The organism is Nostoc sp. PCC 7524 (genome assembly GCF_000316645.1).
GTDB lineage: Bacteria > Cyanobacteriota > Cyanobacteriia > Cyanobacteriales > Nostocaceae > Trichormus.
The window spans coordinates 5,333,953-5,352,857 of sequence record NC_019684.1; the positions used below are offsets into that span (position 1 = coordinate 5,333,953).

The following is an 18,905-nucleotide window of genomic DNA, read 5'->3' on the forward strand; positions in this document are numbered from 1 at the left end:
CCAATCCCCATTCTCTATTTTTCTATCACTCCACTCTGAAGAATTTCTGTTTAGAAGCAGGGCGATCGCCAAATGGTAGACCAAAATTAGTCATAATGCCCACACAATCGCTATCATCGGGAGATGACATACAACCTGGAGCGGTATTTGGTTGGTTGATGGTTAAATTTGTGTTGGTTAACAACGCTGCTAAGTCTGCAACCACGATATTTTTGTTGGTGTCAAATTTAGTTAAGACAACCTTCACGGTATTGGGATTTTTACAAGATGAGGGTTTTTGACTACCTGTTTGAGCTTGACAACCAGTGCTACCCAAATGGATGGGGAAACCCTGCGCTTGATGATTGGGTTCATCATGTTTCGCGCCTGGGCTAGTGTGACGATGCTTCTCTAAATCAATGCGAGCAAATTTGTAACCAAATCGCCAATTCCACCAGAGGGAGGTTAAATTTAGGGGTGATGGGGCGATGACGGAATCCTCATGATTGAGATTGAAGGGGATACCCAGAGTAAATTGCAGTCCTTGATATTGTCCTTTAGGTACTGTACCTATCACTTGATTACGTGTTTCTACTGTGCCGTTACTACAAGCACCGGATTTGTTTTCAAAGTCTAGCAAGGCGACATTTTGGTATTGCCATTTCCCATCTTGGGCTAAGGTTAGGGGTACAGCTTTACCTTTAGCATCGATTAAAGCTACATCAGATATATAGAAGCGAAAGTCAGAGAGGGTAAATTCTTTGGCTGGTTTACCTAAAGTGTAGGTTTTGCCACATTCAAAAGGCTGTTGACCAACTTTGCTATTAAATCTAATTGTGACTTCTTGAGTTTCAGTAGTAGAAGCTAAACTGATGGCATAATTCCCCAGAATTGCGGTACAGGGAATTGTGACTAATGTGAACACCGCTAATTTCGCAGACAACTGCATCACTTCACCTGTGCGTTAATCAAGGTATCTTCTAATTCTCAGTAATGGATGCTCTGTTGTCAAACGACCAATTGTCAAAGTAGAAAAGCGTTGAACTCGTTAATTTTGACAGGTTGTCTTTTGACTATGCTAGGGATGAACATGAAAATAAAGTTGTGTAGTTGATCGGCTGTTATTTCTCTTCATTCCATGAACCGATTCATCTTGAGTTTTAGTATTGCTGTGATGTTTGCTTATCTTGTTTTCGCTGCACCTACATACTCATTATCTACAGTGGAAGAGCCAAATGCAGCGAGTGTATTTCTCCAATCAGGAATAGAGAAATTGTTGCATGGTAATTACCAAGAAGCTATCGAAAATTTTAATACGGCGATTGAGATACAAAAAGATTTTGCGCCGGCTTATAGCGATCGCTGTCTAGCTTATCTAGAATTAGCAGATTATCAAAGTGCCATTGCTGATTGCAATCAAGCTCTCAAATTGACCCCTGACAATGTGGAAGCACATCTTAATCGGGGACTAGCATACTACAGGCTAGGGGAATATAGGCAAGCTATCGCTGACAATAACCAAGTTATTGTTCTCAAGCCTGATGATTTTAGAGCTTACTACAACCGAGGTATAGCCCAGGCAATGTTAGGTAATCATCAAAAAGCTATTTCTGATTACAATCTGGCATTAATCACTATTCCCCAAACATCTACGTTACGCCTAGCAGATATTTACAACGACCGAGGATTAGCTTGGTTTGAGTTATCAAATTTGCCAAGTGCTATGGATGATTTCTCCAAGGCAATTCATCTCAATCCCCATGACTATAGAGCTTACTATAATCGTGGTTGTGCTTGCGGTAGAAGTGGCGATAACTCTTGTGCCATTAGAGATTTTACAGCATCACTTCAACTTCAGCCTGACAATGCCCAAGCCTATCTGAATCGAGGTATTGCTGACCATCAACTTGGTTATGAACAAGCAGCGATCAAAGACTTACAAAAGGCTGTAGAATACTTTGCCCAAGAGGGAGTAACTACAAGCTATGAGAAAACCTTAAACTTACTCAAAGATTTACAGCAACAACTCTCATCGCAGTTAGAAATTGCTCTCATCTAGAATGGTATTGAGAAGTAACAATAACATCAACAAAGCCAAATCATAAGTTTTCCTGAAAATATAAATCAAGTTAAGTTTGACAAAATGTCGTTTGACATCAGTAGTAATTTTACTTATTCTCACATTGTTTACTTTGTGGTGTAATTTACCGTCAACGGTGTGAGGAATGAGGTGAAACAACATAGTTTATTCGCTTATCTGTGGCTAACTTCTACCATATCAATTTTTAATTCCTTCCCTGCATATGCAGAAGAAATAACGATTAAAGACATACCCCAATTAAGTGAAATACAGCTTCCTCACACAAGCGTTAAAAAATTATTTGCACAGCAACCAAGTCAAGCTATTCAAGTAACAGGTGTACGTCTCAATCAAACTCCTAGCAGTTTAGAAATCATATTAGAAACTCCTGCATCTAATCAGTTGCAAGTTTCTAACAAAAGTGAGGAAAATCAATTTATCGCAGATATTCCCAACGCTCAATTGCGTTTACCTAGTGGTAATTCATTTCGTCAAGAAAAACCATTCGCAGGTATTGCAGAAGTAGTAGTCATAAATCAAGATGCAAATACTATCCGAGTGATGGTTACAGGTGATGTAGATGTTCCCAAAGTCGAGTTAGATGACAGCGATGAAGGTTTAATTTTGGTCATCACGCCAGCAACATCTTCCACACCACAAACACCGGATACCTCTCAACCGAGTAGTGAAACACCACCCACACAACCATCATCTAACGCCAATGAACCGATTGAATTGGTAGTCACCGCTCAAAAACGCCCGGAAGCATCACAGGATGTTCCTCTGAGTCTCACGGTAATTCCTCAGCAGGAACTCACAGATGGACAAATCAATTCCCTGCAAGCGATCGCCAACAACACACCCAATTTTACTTTTCTTCCCACCACAGCAGGAAGTGCTGATTTTAGTTACTACAGTTTGCGGGGGCTAAATAACTTTAACTTTTTAGCCAGTCAAGACACTATTGGCTTTTACATTGATGATGTTCCCTTTGATTACGGCGGTTTTCTAGACGTTGCTTTAATTGATTTAGAACGGGTAGAGGTGTTACGTGGCCCTCAAAGTACCCTCTATGGTAGAAGCAGTCCGGCTGGGGTAGTGAATATTATTTCTCGTCCCCCTAGTAATCAGCCAGAAATCGGCATTACCGCAGGTTACGGAAGTTATAACAGTCGGGAATTACAATTATCGCTCAGTGATGCCATTATCCCTGATCAACTTTCGTTTCGACTGGCGGGAGCATATAACGCACGAGATGGCATATTTGACAATATATTTCTGGACAAAGCGGTAGGAGAGCGATCGCAAATCACTGGACGCGCTCAAATTCTTTGGACACCTACCCCAGAATGGAATATATCATTTAACGCCTATGCCAGCGATAACGATAATGGCAGCCCGACCTTTTCCCGTCAAAATGCACCTGACCCTTTTAGCGTCTCTCAAGAAGTCGATGGTTTTAATCGCCTCAGCACGAACACCCAGGCGTTGAAAGTTAGCTATAACGGTAATGGCTTTCGGGCTACATCCATCACCACACGGCGATTTAGCAATCAAAATACCTTAGTCGGTGATAACTTCCCCGGTGACTTGTTGCAGCAAATCATTGGTATCAATTCAACTTTGTGGTCGCAGGAGTTTCGCCTGCAATCTCCCGAAAATGCGGAAAAGTTTCGCTGGCTGTTGGGTGGATATTACGAATCACGAGACTTTCAAGTGATTGATGATACTTTTAAATATACAGAAGCGGGTGCAGTTGCCTTTGGCGTACCAGCACCGGGAAGCGATCGCGTGTCCGCAGAACAATACCGCCACACCTACGCCATCTTCGGACAAATTGACTACAAACCAGTTACACCCCTGACTTTATTTGCTGGTTTGCGCTACGAAACGGCTGATACTGACCTCGACCGTCGCCGTGTATTTGAAAATACAGACGGTAGTGTAAATCCCCCAACTGCTGAAGTACGCGGTGCGACCCTGAATAGTGATGAATTTATCCCCAGGTTTGGCTTACAGTATCGCTTTAATCAAAATGTCATGGCATACGCCACCATAGCCAAAGGTTATAGACCAAGTGGATTCAACTACCGTGCAGATACAGAAGATACACGGCGATTTCAAGAGGAAACCTCTTGGACTTACGAAGCGGGTTTAAAATCTTCTTGGTTAGATGACCGCTTGACAGCCAATCTCTCGGTTTTCCAAACTGATGTGGATAATTATCAAGTGCTGCTAACTGATGATTTTGGCTTTTTTAGAAACGTGACTAATGCCAATGTGCAAGTCACAGGCTTAGAATTTGAACTCACAGCCAAGCCAGTACAAGGATTGAATTTAATCGCTGGTATTGGCTACGTAGACAGCAGATTTAAAAACTACAGAAATCCCTTTACAGGTGGAGACTTTAGCGATAATCGCGTTCCTTTTGCACCAGAACTTACTTATAATCTAGCGGCGCAGTATCGCAGTAGAGGCGGATTTTTTGCCCGTGCAGAACTACGTGGTTATGGTATAACTTATTTTGATGATGCCAACCAAGTTAAGCAAGACCCCTATGCCTTGGTCAATACCCGCATTGGTTACGAAGGAGATAAATACGGAATTTACTTATATGCCAATAACCTGTTTGATACACGTTACATCACCTCTGGGTTTCTGTTCCCAGCACCTAACGTCACAGCCGGATTTGGCGACCCCGTAACTTATGGTGTTCAGCTGCGGGCGAAACTTTGATGATTATCTGGATACCTAATGTGGATTACTTTACGTTTTAAGTAGCTGCTGCAATTTAGCTCATTGCCGTGGTATTATTTGCTCAATAGCATCTCGGTTCTGATGGGGAACAGCCATCAGAGGTAACGGGGAAAGCCCGGTGTAAATCCGGCACTGTCCCGCAGCTGTAATGAAGCTCATGCTTCCAAGTCAGAATGCCCGCCGAAATTACAACTAACTCCCATCTGCGAGGTACAGATGAATAACTTTGGTAATACTCTCTTCATTAATAAGTATAGCTTTCTCATAGTTGCAGACTCAAGCCACGCGATCGCAATTGCTATGAGATTGTAGACTTTTTCCTACAAATATTAATACTGACACAAGGTTATAGATACAAGCCTGAAAACCCATTTGTATCCTAATCTTGGCCTTTGCATATTTACATGATCTCTAGCCAAGTTTTCGCCTGTAATTCCCGCAAACCTGGAAAATTCAGTGTGCATTTCTTGTCTTCATCAGTAATGTTTCAAAATTAATGAACAACAAACAACATACTTTATTCGTCTGCACAACCTGCGCCAGTGTGTGGCAAGATGGCAAGCGGGTTGGTGAAAGTGGCGGACAGCAATTATTACAACAACTGCAACAACTTGCAAAAGATTGGGAATTGCAAAATAAATTTTCGGCGTTGCATAAATGCGGGATGAATTAAGCTTCTTGAGCAAAGTAAACTACCAATTTTTGCGGCTTTGCGCCTTTGCGCGAAACATAAATCATCCCATTAATCAGCAACGCCAAATTTTCCATTCAAGGCGTTGAATGTATGAGTGCTTGCAGTCATGCTTGCGTTGTCGCCTTGCAAGGAGAAGAGAAACTCACCTATCTATTCGGCAATTTAGCAGTTGATGATAGTGCATCTGCTATTCTGCAATGTGCCACTCAATACTACAGTAAACCAAATGGATTACTCCCTTGGTCAGAACGTCCAGAAGCGTTAAAAAGAGGCATCTTAGCCAAAATCCCACCCCTCAGTAAATGGGCAAAATTACATCAAAATTGCTGTTAATTCAACACCAGTAGTTCATCAAGTTCGTAGTAAGGACTTTAGTCCTTAGAACTCCCAGCACTAAAGTGCTTACTACAAACTGAGAAACTAGCTTGCAAATTGCACCATAAATATGATAATAATAATCATTATCAAAGTGCCTCCTGGCTAAGAGTTTTTGCAAAAAACCTCACATCTTTTTTGACAACCAAGTTTTTTAGTTATACAGGTGGCTGAAATTACCAATGCGTAATCAATTTATCGCCAGATGGGGAACTCAACTTATCATCTCCAGCGTGACTATCACCACAGGAATGCTGTGGGGAAATTCCAGCATCATCGCTACAGAAATTGCACAAGCAGAAGAACAAGAACCAGATATTGAACTCACAGTTATTGACAAACTCCTCAATGAACCAGTGTTTTCCCCCTTTCGTCGAGAAGGAACAGTCAAAGATTCCACCCGTCCGGTGTATGTTATTACTGGCGAAGAAATGGAAGCGCAAGGTGCAAGAACCGTCAGAGAAGCACTGCGATTTCTTCCTGGTATTTTAGGTGACGGTACAGTTGGGACAGAAGTAAATGCTTTAAGCGGTCAATTTATTCGTGGTTCTAATACCGGACAAGTTTTAATCTTATTAGATGGCAGACCAATTAATAATTTAGGTGGTGGTGGTTTCGATTTATCAGAATTTACCACTAATAATATTGAAAGAGTCGAAGTTTTACCAGGAGGTGGTTCAACACTTTATGGTTCAGACGCAATAGGTGGGGTAATTAATATTGTTACCCGTCGTCCTACAGAGCAAATTACCACAGAAACCAAAGTTAATTTTGGTTCCTATGGACTTAACCAACAAAGCATTCAAAATAGTGGGAAATCTGGTGATATATCTTGGGTAGTTGGTTATAACCGGACTCAAGCACAAAATAATTATCCTTTTACTATTCCTGAAGCTAACTTTGAGGGAACAAGAAGAAATAATGACGCACTCTACAATAATTTTAATGTCAAACTAGAGGCAAATTTAGGTAAACGCAACACCTTAACTCTATCCACCCTATATTTAGGGAAAGAACAGGGAGTACCGGGAGGCGTACCAATTCCTTTCCCCCAATTTGGACAGGGATTTTTTAACTCTCTGACTGAGAATAATCGCAAATATACAGACCAAGTTCTTACAGATTTAACCTGGAACTCCAAATTAGGAAGCGGCGATGATTCCCTATTAACAGCGAGAGTTTACGCTGATTTTATCAACACTCGCTTTGATAATCGCAGTGGTGCAATTACCTCTCAAAACCGCTTTGATACTAAACAGGATTCCTATGGTATTCAAGTTACCCATAATTGGAATGTTGCGAAGAATCAGACTTTAGTTTATGGCTTTGATTATCGCAATACTAATGTACGCAACACATCATTTAGGTATAGTACAAATATCACCACAGAAAATTATGATGATGCCATAAGTCAAGGAGCAATTTTTGGCAGATATGAAATTAATTTCTCTCCTAGTTTTAGTATGAATTTAGGAGTACGTCAGGATTTTAGTAGCTTAGTCAATGGTTCATTTACTTCACCATCTGTAGGGACAAAATTTGCAGTTTCAGATTCAACTACACTCCGAGCCAACTATATCAGAAACTTCCGCGCTCCAACCATAGCAAACTTATTTAATAATAATCCTACTAATATTGGTAATCCTAACCTCAAACCAGAAAAAGGGGATAGTTTTGATGTGGGTATTGACCAAAAGTTAGGGAATATCGGCTTGTTGAGGCTGACATTTTTTAGTAACCGTGTTTCTGATACAATTGCCTTTACAAGACTCACTCCACCTGTGAATGGTAATACAGGCACTTGGGAAAACATCGGGTTAGTCCAAACTACGGGAATTGAAGCTTCGTTAAATTTACAAATAGCAAGAAATGTTTATGCTTTTGTTAATTATACGGCGAATGATCCGCGTATTTTAGAAAGTGCCAATCCGGTGGAGGTTGATAAGGAATTGCGGTTTGCTGGTGCGGATAAATTAAATTTGGGTGTGTCTTATGAAAATCCTCAAGGTTGGTATTTTGGTGTGTTGATGAATTCTTTAAATGGGTATCCGACTAATAATATTAATACGGAGTTTCTTTCGGGGTATACTACTTTTGATTTAAAGATGCGTGTACCTATTAGTGATAGTTTGATTTTAACTGGGAGTTTGGATAATCTGTTTGATCAGCGTTATCAGTTGTTTCCTGGTTATCCTGATGGGGGGATGGTTTTTCAGGTTGGGTTGAGTTCTCGGTTTTAAAGAGTTTTTTCACGCAAAGGAGAGTTATAAATGAGTGAGTTTAATTGTTGGGTGACACCAGTTAATGAGGTAGTTAAGGAAGATTTAGCTACGGGGGGGTTTATTGAGTATGAATATTTTGATTGTGGGAGTGATGTTTTAGCATCGTTAGTTTATACTTTGTTTGAACAAAATTGGCAGCAGGTTGGGATTGCTCATATTGTTCAAGGTAGTGTTTTGGAGTTGGAATTTAATGCACCGCCAAAGCTTTGTATTCTCTATGATGGCTATTTGACGGTGGCTGCTGAGGGTTGGCATTTACATTTATGTATTGATACTAATTTTGGTGGGCCTTTGTGTAAAACTCCTGTGGAAGTGAGGAAGCAACGGTTAGTTTCCCGTGCGGCTTTTTATCGGCGGTTTAATACAGAAGGAAATCCTAGAAGTTGGGGGATTCAGTTTTGGAATGGTGCGAATGAACAATTGATGACGATTTTATTACCTAATCCTTTGGTAGATGGAGAAAATTTATTACCGGAGGGTAAACCAAATCTAGATAAGTTAGCTCTTTATCAAGATTTGCGAGATATTTATGTATTAGGTAAAAAACCCATACCCTTTAGCAAAAATCCTCTCAAACATTCCTATATTTCCGTTTGTACCTCTACACGCTGTCTACCTTCCCGCAAATGGCAACCTACATTTGATGCTTTAAAATCAGCAGTAGAAAATGCAGGTTTAGACATCGAAGTCAGAACATCTGGCTGTTTAGAAGTATGTCAACTCGGCCCAGTTGTTTTTTATTCCAATGATAGAACTTGGTACACTCGCGTTAACCCCAACGTTGCCGAAAATATCGTCAACGAACACCTCATTAAAGGTAACAAAATCACCGAAAACCTCTACCCACCCCAAACCCCCTAACTTACCAAAACCCACGCTAAAATCTCTCCCTAACTCTCTGCGCCTTTGCGTCTCTGCGTGAGATAAAAAACATGAAATTGGTAAAACTCCCACACCAAAAACCAATTATTTTCCTTTGTCAATTATGCCTCATAGCCACCCTGATCATCTCCTGTAATCACACCACAATTCACACATCAACTAACACCTGTACCACCAACTATAACCCCAACCAAGATTACTTCCCCAATAAAATCAAAATCACCCACGCCAGAGGTTTGGCGGTAGAATATCACAAACATTACAAAGTAGTCACCATTAAAAACCCTTGGCAAAATGCTAAAACCCAGTTTCAATATGTTTTAGTCCAATGCGGAACTCCTACACCCCAAGGATTTAAGCAAGCACAAGTAATTACAGTTCCCATTAACTCTATAGTTTCTCTATCAACTACACATTTACCCCACTTAGCTAAATTAGGTGTAGTTGATAAATTAATTGGAGTGAGTAATATTAACCAAGTCAATACACCTGAAGTAGTTGAGAAAATTAAAACCGGAAATATTACCCAAGTCGGCAATAATTCCAATGTAGACATAGAAAGGTTATTAGCATTAAATCCCGATTTAGTAACAACCTTCGGGACAGGTAATTCCCAAACTGATAGTTATAGCAAACTCACAGAAGCGGGGTTAAAGGTGGGGATAAATGCTGAGTATATGGAAGATACACCTTTGGGGAGAAGTGAATGGTTAAAATTTACGGCTTTGTTTTTTAATCAAGAAGCCAAAGCAGAAAAGATATTTAATCAAATTGCGAATAGATATACAGAAATAGCTGCAAAAGCTCAAGCTGTGAAAAACCGTCCGAGTGTATTTGTTGGCTTTAACTTTAAAGGTACTTGGTTTATGCCAGGTGGTAATAGTTACGTAGCGAAATATCTGGCTGATGCTGGAGGAAATTATCTTTGGAGTGATGATAAATCTAATGGTAGTTTACCGCTTTCTTTTGAAGTGGTTTTAGAACGTGCTGCTAATGCTGATTATTGGTTGAATTTTAGCCAAGGTTGGCAAAGTATGAAGGATTTAATTGCAGATGATAACCGCTATGGTGATTTTCAAGCTGTGAAAATAGGCAATCTTTATAATAACAATGGGCGTGTAAATGCGAATGGTGGTAATGATTACTGGGAAGGGGGAATTAGTAACCCTGATATTGTGCTTGCAGATTTAATTAAAATCCTGCATCCCGAAATATTACCGAAGCATCAGTTGTTTTACTATCGTAAATTTAGCAAATAATGTTACTTAAATACCTACCGCCTAATTTATTAATACTTTTTAAATCTACTTCTATCAGAACTTTAGTATTTTTACTGTTAATTATCGGTTTGGTTTTGGCATTTTTACTAGATTTGACTTTAGGTTCTGTTTCTATTCCTATTCAGGAAGTTATCAATATTTTACTGGGACAAGAACCAGAAAAAGCAACTTGGGCGAATATTATTCTCAAATTTAGACTTCCGAAAGCTTTGACTGCAACTTTAGCGGGTGCGGCTTTGGGTGTGAGTGGGTTGCAAATGCAAACTCTGTTTAAAAATCCCTTGGCGGGGCCTTTTGTGTTAGGAATTAGTTCTGGTGCAAGTTTGGGTGTAGCTTTGGTGGTGTTAACTGCAAGTCTAACTACACCAACTTTATTAAATGATTTGGGAATTATTACTGATTTTGGGTTGGTGATAGCTGCTAGTCTTGGTGCGGCTTCGGTTTTGGGTGTGATGTTAGTGGTGGCGCGTCGGGTACAAGAGACGATGACGCTGCTAATTTTGGGTTTGTTGTTTGGTTATGCTACGAGTGCAATTGTCAGTATTTTATTGCAATTTAGCTCTAAAGAACGGATTCAAAGTTATATTATGTGGACTTTTGGTAGCTTCGCTGGGGTGACTTGGAAACAGTTAATTGTGTTGATTCCGGTGATAGTTTGCAGTTTATTGGTAGCGGTATTGCAATCGAAATCTTTGAATGCGCTGTTGTTGGGGGAAGCTTACGCGCGTAGTTTGGGTTTAACGGTGAAGAAAGCTAGGTTTTCTATTATTGGTAGTGCTTCTATTTTAGCTGGTGGAATTACGGCTTTTTGCGGGCCGATCGCATTTTTGGGTGTGGCTATTCCTCATTTGTGTCGCAGTCTGTTTATGAGTTCTGATCATCGGATTTTAATCCCTGGTGTGATGATTATGGGGGGAATATTGGCTTTGGTGGCTGATTTATTTTCCCAAATGGCGGTGAGTCAGATGGTTTTACCGTTGAATGCTATTACGGCTTTGATAGGAACTCCTGTGGTTAGTTGGGTGATTTTGAGGCGGAAGTAATTAGGAGTTTTAACGCAGAGGTAGGCGCGGTGAACCAGCGTTGTAGGAGGGTTTCCCTCCGTAGACGACTGGTGAACCCGAAGGGAGGTAGGCGCAAAGGTACGCGGAGAGTTTTTATGATTTTGAGGACTCAGGATTTATGTATTGGTTATAAGTCGGGGAAGGGGTTGCGGTGTGTGGCGAAGGATATTTCTGTTTGTCTGGAAGCTGGGGAATTGGTGTGTTTATTGGGGCCGAATGGTGCGGGTAAGTCTACCTTACTGCGATCGCTTGCGGGAATGCAACCACCTCTAGCGGGTGAGGTGCGGTTTTTGGATGATGATATCTATAAATTAGCACCACAGGACTTAGCCAAGCGGTTGAGTTTGGTGCTGACGGAAAGGGTGGATGTGGGAATGTTATCAGCCTATACTCTGGTGAGTTTGGGACGACATCCTTACACCGACTGGTGGGGAAGCTTAACGCCTGAAGATGAAGCAATTATACATTGGGCGATCAAATCTGTAGGTGCGCTACATTTAGCTGCGCGTCAAGTTAGCGAACTCAGTGATGGTGAACGTCAAAAGATTATGATTGCGCGTGCTTTGGCGCAGTCGCCGATGGTGATGTTATTGGATGAACCTACGGCTTTTTTAGATTTACCACGACGGGTAGAAATTATGCAATTGTTGCGTCAGTTAGCACGGGAAACTCACCAAGCAATTTTACTGTCTACCCATGATTTAGATTTAGCTTTGCGGCTGGCTGACCAAGTTTGGCTGTTAACATCTGAGGGTATTTTACAGGTTGGCGCACCAGAAGATTTGGTATTAAGTGGTGCATTTGCTGATACCTTCCGCAGTGAAGGTGTGGAGTTTGATATGCTTTCTGGTGAGTTTCATTTACATACCCCAGTCCAGGGAGAAGTTCATGTCGTCGGAGATGATATTGCTTCGATGTGGACTATTCGTGCTTTAAAACGTGCAGGATTTCAAGTCGTTAAAAGTAACAGTGACTTACCGATTTCAATAGAAATAATATCAAATACAAAACAATTATTGTGGAAAATTACCAATAACCAAACCGTAAATATTTATAATTCGCTCTACGATTTGATTAAAGTTTTAAACTGATTAAGTCTATCACTTTACTTGTACTAACTACTAACGATCATATCATGAATGAAAGGCTTTATTTAATAGTCTTTAATACTTTCATACTCCTCTATATTGTGCGCTAAATTGAGAATAGACCAGTCACAAACATTTTTTAAGAGGGTGGAAAGGGAATAATTGACAAGTTTTAGCTTGAAGATATTTAGCAACTTGTGGGTCATGACTGGTGAGAATTAAAGCTCCTGCTTTTTGAGTAAAATTAATTAAAACTTGTAACATCAACGCTAATGATTTAGGGTCTTGTCCGACAGTAATTTCATCGAGTAGGCATATCTTTGGCATTCTAGCTAATACTGCGGCTAAAGCTAATCGTCTTTTTTGTCCTTGCGACAGAGATTGGGGATGGGATTGACTCAAAGCTTTTAAATTCAAATTTTCTAAAAGTTCTTCTGCTATTTGAAGGGAAACATTTGGTTGTATGACTTCTTGATAGACAGTTTCAGCAAATAATTGATGATTGGGATTTTGCAGCACAAATCCTATATTCTTAGCTATTTGGACAACACTCTTTTTGAGAATACTTTGTCCACAAATTTCGATGTTGCCTGTGGTTGGTTTAATTAACCCACTTAGTAATTTAAGAAGGGTGGTTTTTCCACAGCCATTTTCACCTTGAAGTAAGAGAATTTCGCCGCTATGTAATTGTAAATCGGGAAATTGTGGATATCCCCCCCAACTAAGTTGATGTGTTTGCAGGATGATGTTAGATAAAGTAGGTGATTCACTAACGGAAATATCAGGAAAAAAAGTTGGGGGTATTTCTGATTTCAGTTTACCATTATCAAAATAATATGCGCGATCGCAAATATCTGTGACTAAATCCCGCCTATGTTCTATTAGTAACACAGCTTGTCCTTGATGCGATCGCTCGACGAGTAATTGCTTTAATAATTCACTCCCTGCACGGTCTAGATAAGCAAAAGGTTCATCTAGTAAAAGCACTGGCTGATTCATCGCCAAAACGCAAGCAATGATTAAACGTTGCTTTTGTCCGGCGGAAAGTTGGTTAATTAACCAGTTTCCCTGGGGTAGCAAACCAAATTCTTGTAGTTTTTGATGAGCTAACTGTGATATAATCTCTGGAGATATACTGAGATTTTCTAAGCCGAAAATTATCTCCTCTATTACTTTATCGGTAAAAATTTGGGTTTCGACATTTTGTAAAATCGTGCCGATATACTGCGATCGCTCTCTCACAGAAAGCTCTAAAATTGAATTATTCTCATATAAAATATCTCCCGTTAAATTACCGCCAATATGGTGCGGCGAAATTCCCGCTAAACAATTGAGGAGTGTACTTTTACCGCTACCCGTAGCACCCCCTAAAAAGACGATTTCCCCCGCAGACAATTCTAAATTTATATCTTGTATAGTGGGTTGAGTTTTACCGATGTGAGTAAAACTGAGATTTACAGTTTCTATTAACTTCACCACTGCAACCATCCAACAATTATTAGTAGCAACGTTGCACCCACTGTAAAGATAGTATCTTCCAGTCGCCATCGCAGAGGTTGAGCTTGAGTTCTGGGAAAATTGGGATTATAACCTCTAGTTTCTAAACCAACAGTAACATCATCAGCATAAGTGACAATGCGAAAAATTAGGGGGACAAATAAACTGTTAAACCAGCGTTGGGGTTGACGCGGTAAATCAACTCCCCGTAATTGATTAGCTTCGATAATCCGTTGTGCTTCTTGATAAAGAATAGGAAGAAATCGCCAAGTTAGCATAATTCCTAATACCAAAAAAGCGGGTAAACGTATTGCTTGTAAAGCCTTAATTAAATCCCCAGGTAACGTGGTGGCTGAGAGTAACGGGGTAGGTAATATAATTGCTAACAGTCTCAAGGAGTTAATGATAGCTGCGCGAAAATCTCCTAGAGTCCATGCTGCTAAGGTTGTAAATAACATTAAACCTAAAATTGCCAAGACTAAAGTTTTGAAATTAATTCGCACAGATAAAAATAAGAAAATTAACAAAAATCCCACCAGTAAAGATGCAGCCAATAAATCACGTAAAGCCAATGCAATACTAACTGCAATCGCAGTGAAAGCAATTTTTAATAAGGGATTTATCCTGACTAAAAAACTTTCCCTATGCACCACCGATTTAGTTATCAACATCTAACTTACCAGCACGCTGTAATTGCTTAATAACTAATTCACCTAACCACCAACCAACTCCACCAGCTACACCAGATAGTAGCGTCATGGGTAATAATATCCACGATTGAGTTAACCAAATAGCGAAATTTCCCCCAGCTACGTAAGCACCAACTATAGCACCTGTGACTGTGGTTGTGCTGAAAAAGATAACGTTTCCTAGTAAACGGTTAGTTTTGGTTTTGTAACCGCCTTTTGTCCACATAATTAATTCAGTTAGTAGTAAAGCTGCAACTAAAAAAGCAGTAATTACTAAAGATATGCGACTTAATAATAGGGCTAAAGTACCAATCATTAAAGCCACACTACCACTACGCTTTAATCTAGCCATTCCTAATGTCAAAAAAATCCCGGCTAAAGGGGCCCAAACAATTGTGCGAATCCCAGGTAAAGGAATAGCAATAGTCAGTGGTACTGTTAGAGTAGAAGAAATAACAATACCAATAGTCATAAACGCCGCAAAGACGTAATCTTTTAATTGCCAGCGTTGTTTGGTTTTGGTTTGGGGATGGGAAATTGGTGTTTTCATTATTGAAAATTTATTTTTACTTTTAGGAGTATGTCAACCTGTGCAATCAGTTTCAATCAGTATTCTCAAAAGTCAGCGCGTATCCCTGCTAAAACTCTAGTTCCTGGCGCGGGAAAATTGACAGTGGGATAGATATATTCAGCATTAAATAAATTTTCTACACTTAAAGTTAGTTGTGTGCTGGGTGTCACTTTATAGCCAATAGCTAAATCAAATACCGTCGCCGCCGGACTACCATTTCCGACTCGATTATCAGATAATAGAACAGTTCCTTGACCACCATAAAAACGCGATTGAAGATAACCGCTAAATTGATTGTTGTCGTAGAGTAAACGTATTAAAGCTGTTAAGGGAGATACTTCTAACTGACTTAAGGGTGTACCAGATTTATCTTCACCATTTACATAAGTAAGATTCCCTTCCACAGTTAAGTTACGAGTTAACAAATAACTCGCACTAAATTCAATTCCTTGCAATAAAACATCTTTATTGGCGACGCGAATAGACGCAGCAGGTGCGCCAAATCTTGGTGGTGGTGGGGGGGTGATACTTTCAAATCCGATGAAGTCGGAAATGTCGTTGCGAAAATAAGTTACGCCAGCCCTAAATGTATTACTAGAGTAATTTAAACCAATATCAAAGTTATTTGCTCTTTCAGGTTTGATGTTGGGGTCTGCTAAGACTCTACCGCGAGTTGGGGCAAAAAAAGTTCTGTCATTATCACTCCCAAATAAGTCTACTAACCTGGGGGGACGGAAGCCTTGAGCGAAGTTAACTCTAGCGGCTAAAGTATTAGTTATCCGATAAATACTCCCAATATTGAAAGTGACAGCGTTAGTGTTGTTTTCTGCACCTGTACTTTCTTTAAAGTTAAAAATATCGTAGCGTAGACCACCAGCCAGGGTGAAATTTCTAGCTAGGTCATAAGTTGACTGGACAAAAGCACCGTAAAAGTTGCGTGTTCCTAATGACCCGGTGGTGTTATTAATGAGGTTGTCAGAAATAGAATTATCTTGACTGATATCAATACCGTAGATTAAATTGCCAGCATTTCCCAAGGGTGTATCAGCAGAACCGGAAAACCCGTAACTTTCGGTGAGGGTGAAAGTAGAACTGGGTGTGGTAATAGTCTGTGGTCGGAAGGTGGGGGGTATCGAAACGGTGACTTGGGTTGCATTGTCGAAACGACGCGCACTTTTTTGGTAATAACTGCGTAAGTTAAAGCTAGTACCACCATCTTTATTTTCATTAATATAACTGAGAGAATAGCGATCGCGGTCTCTAAATACGTTCTTGGCTGCAATAAACGGTGGGCTAGGAAATCCGTTTAAGTCGGCGTTATCCTGACGATAGCGGTCAAAACGTAGCTCTAAACGTTGGTTTGCATCTAAATCAATTCTTCCTGTCCCATAAATATCAAAAATTTCGTAAGCAGTCCCCTGGGGAGGAATTAAGTTACCCGCCGCATCTGTAGCATCCCCCGCAACTCGACGAGAAGTACCAATGACAAAATTGGGGCCTGTAATTTCCAAGTTTCCGCCGTACTCTGCAAAACCACCACCATAGACGTAAGCCCGCGCTTGTAATGGTGCATCGGGTTGGGGTGTGGTGGTAATAATGTTAATCACACCACCAAAAGCATCAGCACCATATATTGATGAGGCTGGGCCTTTGAGAACTTCTAAGCGTTGGACGCGGAAGGGGTCTACACTCCCTAAGTCTGGGCCAAATTCCAAATTGGGAAGACGTTCTCCATCTACTAATACCCCAATACGTTCACCAGTTAAACCGCGAATGTTAGCCGAACCACTCAATAAACCCAGGCGATTAATCACAATTCCTGGTAAAGTTTGTAAGGCTTCCCCCACAGTCCGATTTAAAGGTTGTTCCCGTTGCAGTTCTTCTCGTGTTTTAATCTCTACCGTTGCTGGAGTATTTTCTAAGGGTGTGCTGCGACGGTTAGCAGTAATTACCAGTTCAATATCTGTGTCCGGTGGTGATTTTGAGTCTGTGGTTTCTGGTGTCTCGGTAGGTGGGGCTTCGCCTGTGGTTGTTGATGCTGCTGTGGTGGCGATAAACAGGAGAAACTCTTGGTCTTTTTGTTCAACTTTGACAACTGGTGGTGCGGATTCTCCGGTTACGATTACCCTGACACTATTAGCATCGGGGGAAGTCACTGTTATTTGCGTAATTCCTGGTGCTGGATTTTGGATAGTAAAATCCCCACCAGATTGTAAACGTAACTGTGTATTAGCAATATCAGCAATAAAATTTTTATCTTCAGTTGATGTAGAAACTGATGACATACCGTTATTGCTTTCAAGACTTAATTCGATACCATCATCGGTTTCGTAAACAACAACATTAGTTATTTGGTTAATATTAGCCCAAGCTGGTTGATTAATGAATAATATAGTGCTGGCGATCGCTAGATTACTAAAAGTTGTTAATCTTTGCACAAACCACACCCCTAATAACTAATTCATATCAGTTGATATATTACATTTTTTCTCATCAAACCAGTATTTTTACTATTATTTAATCTTACGTCTTCATTTTCTTTTGTTATCCCCCTCCCCAGCATTGAAAGATTGGAAACTTAATGATATTCTGTATGACGCGATAGCAAAACTGCTTTTTTAAATAACTAAAAATATTCAATAAAAATAGCAAACTTTTTGTCAGCAATATGCGGATAAAAAAAAGATATGTATTGAAAAAATATGCTTTAATTATCAGTCTTTATGCCAGTTAAATTTTATTAAAAAAATTTTAGATTTTAGATTTTGGATTTTAGATTAAAATCAAAGTCTAAATATCTAAAAACAAGGTTTCAAGCCTCTCCATTTATGGAGCTACAAATGTTTTTGGACTTCAAGCCTCTGCTTTAAAGGAGAGGATAATCTACAATACTCGCTGCGTACGCTTCGCTAACGTCAATCCAAAATCCAAAATAGATTGACACCTCTAAGTAACTACTTATAGTGGTAGATAACTATTAAATAATTAATAATTTTCCTTATCCTACCAGTATTTTTATATTTTTAACCCAAAAAATTATTATCTTAATTTTCTATATTCAACAAAAAATACTCACAAAAAAACACAGAAGAAAGATGATAAAATACAAAGTCTCTCCTGTGTTAATAATTTTTCCATCTAGATTTTTAAGAAAAATTTAATGCGTAGTTGCTGCACCTACCGCCGCAGGTTGTAAGAGACTCAATAGATGTCCATCGGGGGTACGCATAGCGGCGACTTTGCCGAAGGAAGGTTCGCGGACACGCCCTTCGAGTGTCGCACCAAGGCTTTCTAAAGTGCTGATACTGCTATAGATATCATCAACATGAAAACTTAAAATTGGTGATGAACCAGTGGTAATATCGCCTTCGATTGAGTGAAAGGCTATGGTTGTTCCGTTAGCATCAATTTCACCCCAACCAGGACTGGCAACTTTTACTGGTAATCCTAATCCTTCGCTGTAGAATTTTACAGATGCAGGGACATCTTTCACCATTAACATTACGTGTCTAAATTCTGCTGCCATAGTTTTTTTAGATTTAAACATCAGCTTTCATAATTAATATCATGTCTTTCCATATCTTGGTAATTAGTAATGGTTAGAAACTATTACCAATTACCAAATAAAATTAATTTCTCCTAATTAATTTACTTAGGCGAAATCGAT

The 18,905-nt window shown here is 39.8% G+C and carries 13 protein-coding genes, 1 pseudogene and 1 riboswitch; of the genes and pseudogenes, 8 read left to right on the forward strand and 6 right to left on the reverse strand.

Annotated elements, in window-relative coordinates; all coding sequences use genetic code 11:
* Positions 1–25: 25 nt before the first annotated feature.
* The gene (locus NOS7524_RS21700; RefSeq protein ID WP_015140627.1) at positions 26–928 is read right to left on the reverse strand and encodes an MbnP family copper-binding protein; all 903 of its coding nucleotides are present in this window, start codon (positions 926–928) and stop codon (positions 26–28) included.
* 189 nt (positions 929–1,117) lie between these two features.
* On the opposite strand from NOS7524_RS21700, the gene NOS7524_RS21705 reads away from it, so the two are divergent.
* The 8 genes and pseudogenes from NOS7524_RS21705 (at position 1,118) to NOS7524_RS21740 (ending at position 12,484) form a co-directional block, all read left to right on the forward strand.
* Entirely contained in the window at positions 1,118–2,038 is a 921-nt protein-coding gene (locus NOS7524_RS21705; protein WP_015140628.1) for a tetratricopeptide repeat protein, read from the forward strand.
* 171 nt (positions 2,039–2,209) lie between these two features.
* Entirely contained in the window at positions 2,210–4,795 is a 2,586-nt protein-coding gene (locus tag NOS7524_RS21710) for a TonB-dependent receptor domain-containing protein (RefSeq protein WP_015140629.1), read from the forward strand.
* Positions 4,796–4,872: 77 nt separating this feature from the next.
* Positions 4,873–5,015, forward strand: a riboswitch (cobalamin riboswitch).
* 297 nt (positions 5,016–5,312) lie between these two features.
* A pseudogene (locus NOS7524_RS30800) lies at positions 5,313–5,843 on the forward strand (DUF1636 family protein).
* A 224-nt stretch (positions 5,844–6,067) separates the two neighbouring features.
* Positions 6,068–8,125, forward strand: coding sequence for a TonB-dependent receptor plug domain-containing protein (locus tag NOS7524_RS21720; RefSeq protein WP_015140630.1), 2,058 nt, complete (start codon positions 6,068–6,070; stop codon positions 8,123–8,125).
* Positions 8,126–8,155: 30 nt separating this feature from the next.
* Positions 8,156–9,028 (forward strand): (2Fe-2S) ferredoxin domain-containing protein, encoded by an 873-nt coding sequence (locus NOS7524_RS21725; protein WP_015140631.1) that lies wholly within the window; start codon positions 8,156–8,158, stop codon positions 9,026–9,028.
* Between the two features lie 71 nt (positions 9,029–9,099).
* Positions 9,100–10,308, forward strand: coding sequence for an ABC transporter substrate-binding protein (locus NOS7524_RS21730; protein WP_015140632.1), 1,209 nt, complete (start codon positions 9,100–9,102; stop codon positions 10,306–10,308).
* Complete coding sequence (locus NOS7524_RS21735; RefSeq protein WP_015140633.1) at positions 10,308–11,372, forward strand: iron ABC transporter permease; 1,065 nt, start codon at positions 10,308–10,310, stop codon at positions 11,370–11,372. Before NOS7524_RS21730 ends, NOS7524_RS21735 begins: the two co-directional genes overlap by 1 nt.
* 116 nt (positions 11,373–11,488) lie before the next feature.
* Complete coding sequence (locus NOS7524_RS21740; protein ID WP_015140634.1) at positions 11,489–12,484, forward strand: ABC transporter ATP-binding protein; 996 nt, start codon at positions 11,489–11,491, stop codon at positions 12,482–12,484.
* Between the two features lie 123 nt (positions 12,485–12,607).
* Here the strand turns inward: NOS7524_RS21740 and NOS7524_RS21745 are convergent, their stop codons facing one another.
* The 5 genes from NOS7524_RS21745 to NOS7524_RS21765 all read right to left on the reverse strand — a co-directional run bounded on the left by NOS7524_RS21745 (position 12,608) and on the right by NOS7524_RS21765 (position 18,764).
* Entirely contained in the window at positions 12,608–13,969 is a 1,362-nt protein-coding gene (locus tag NOS7524_RS21745) for an ABC transporter ATP-binding protein (RefSeq protein WP_015140635.1), read from the reverse strand.
* Positions 13,954–14,649 (reverse strand): energy-coupling factor transporter transmembrane component T family protein, encoded by a 696-nt coding sequence (locus tag NOS7524_RS21750; protein ID WP_015140636.1) that lies wholly within the window; start codon positions 14,647–14,649, stop codon positions 13,954–13,956. Before NOS7524_RS21750 ends, NOS7524_RS21745 begins: the two co-directional genes overlap by 16 nt.
* Positions 14,636–15,217 (reverse strand): hypothetical protein, encoded by a 582-nt coding sequence (locus tag NOS7524_RS21755; RefSeq protein ID WP_015140637.1) that lies wholly within the window; start codon positions 15,215–15,217, stop codon positions 14,636–14,638. The genes NOS7524_RS21750 and NOS7524_RS21755 overlap by 14 nt, the downstream gene beginning before the upstream one ends.
* A gap of 65 nt (positions 15,218–15,282) precedes the next feature.
* Positions 15,283–17,676 (reverse strand): TonB-dependent receptor domain-containing protein, encoded by a 2,394-nt coding sequence (locus NOS7524_RS21760; RefSeq protein ID WP_015140638.1) that lies wholly within the window; start codon positions 17,674–17,676, stop codon positions 15,283–15,285.
* A gap of 719 nt (positions 17,677–18,395) precedes the next feature.
* Positions 18,396–18,764, reverse strand: coding sequence for a VOC family protein (locus NOS7524_RS21765; RefSeq protein WP_015140639.1), 369 nt, complete (start codon positions 18,762–18,764; stop codon positions 18,396–18,398).
* Positions 18,765–18,905 lie beyond the last annotated feature (141 nt).

Bases quoted from the DNA above. Each gene is read 5' to 3' on its own strand.
- NOS7524_RS21700 (WP_015140627.1), bottom strand. From the start codon at position 928: ATGCAGTTGTCTGCGAAATTAGCGGTGTTCACATTAGTCACAATTCCC.
- NOS7524_RS21705 (WP_015140628.1), top strand. From the start codon at position 1,118: ATGAACCGATTCATCTTGAGTTTTAGTATTGCTGTGATGTTTGCTTAT.
- NOS7524_RS21720 (WP_015140630.1), top strand. From the start codon at position 6,068: ATGCGTAATCAATTTATCGCCAGATGGGGAACTCAACTTATCATCTCC.
- NOS7524_RS21725 (WP_015140631.1), top strand. From the start codon at position 8,156: ATGAGTGAGTTTAATTGTTGGGTGACACCAGTTAATGAGGTAGTTAAG.
- NOS7524_RS21730 (WP_015140632.1), top strand. From the start codon at position 9,100: ATGAAATTGGTAAAACTCCCACACCAAAAACCAATTATTTTCCTTTGT.
- NOS7524_RS21735 (WP_015140633.1), top strand. From the start codon at position 10,308: ATGTTACTTAAATACCTACCGCCTAATTTATTAATACTTTTTAAATCT.
- NOS7524_RS21740 (WP_015140634.1), top strand. From the start codon at position 11,489: ATGATTTTGAGGACTCAGGATTTATGTATTGGTTATAAGTCGGGGAAG.
- NOS7524_RS21745 (WP_015140635.1), bottom strand. From the start codon at position 13,969: ATGGTTGCAGTGGTGAAGTTAATAGAAACTGTAAATCTCAGTTTTACT.
- NOS7524_RS21750 (WP_015140636.1), bottom strand. From the start codon at position 14,649: ATGTTGATAACTAAATCGGTGGTGCATAGGGAAAGTTTTTTAGTCAGG.
- NOS7524_RS21755 (WP_015140637.1), bottom strand. From the start codon at position 15,217: ATGAAAACACCAATTTCCCATCCCCAAACCAAAACCAAACAACGCTGG.
- NOS7524_RS21765 (WP_015140639.1), bottom strand. From the start codon at position 18,764: ATGGCAGCAGAATTTAGACACGTAATGTTAATGGTGAAAGATGTCCCT.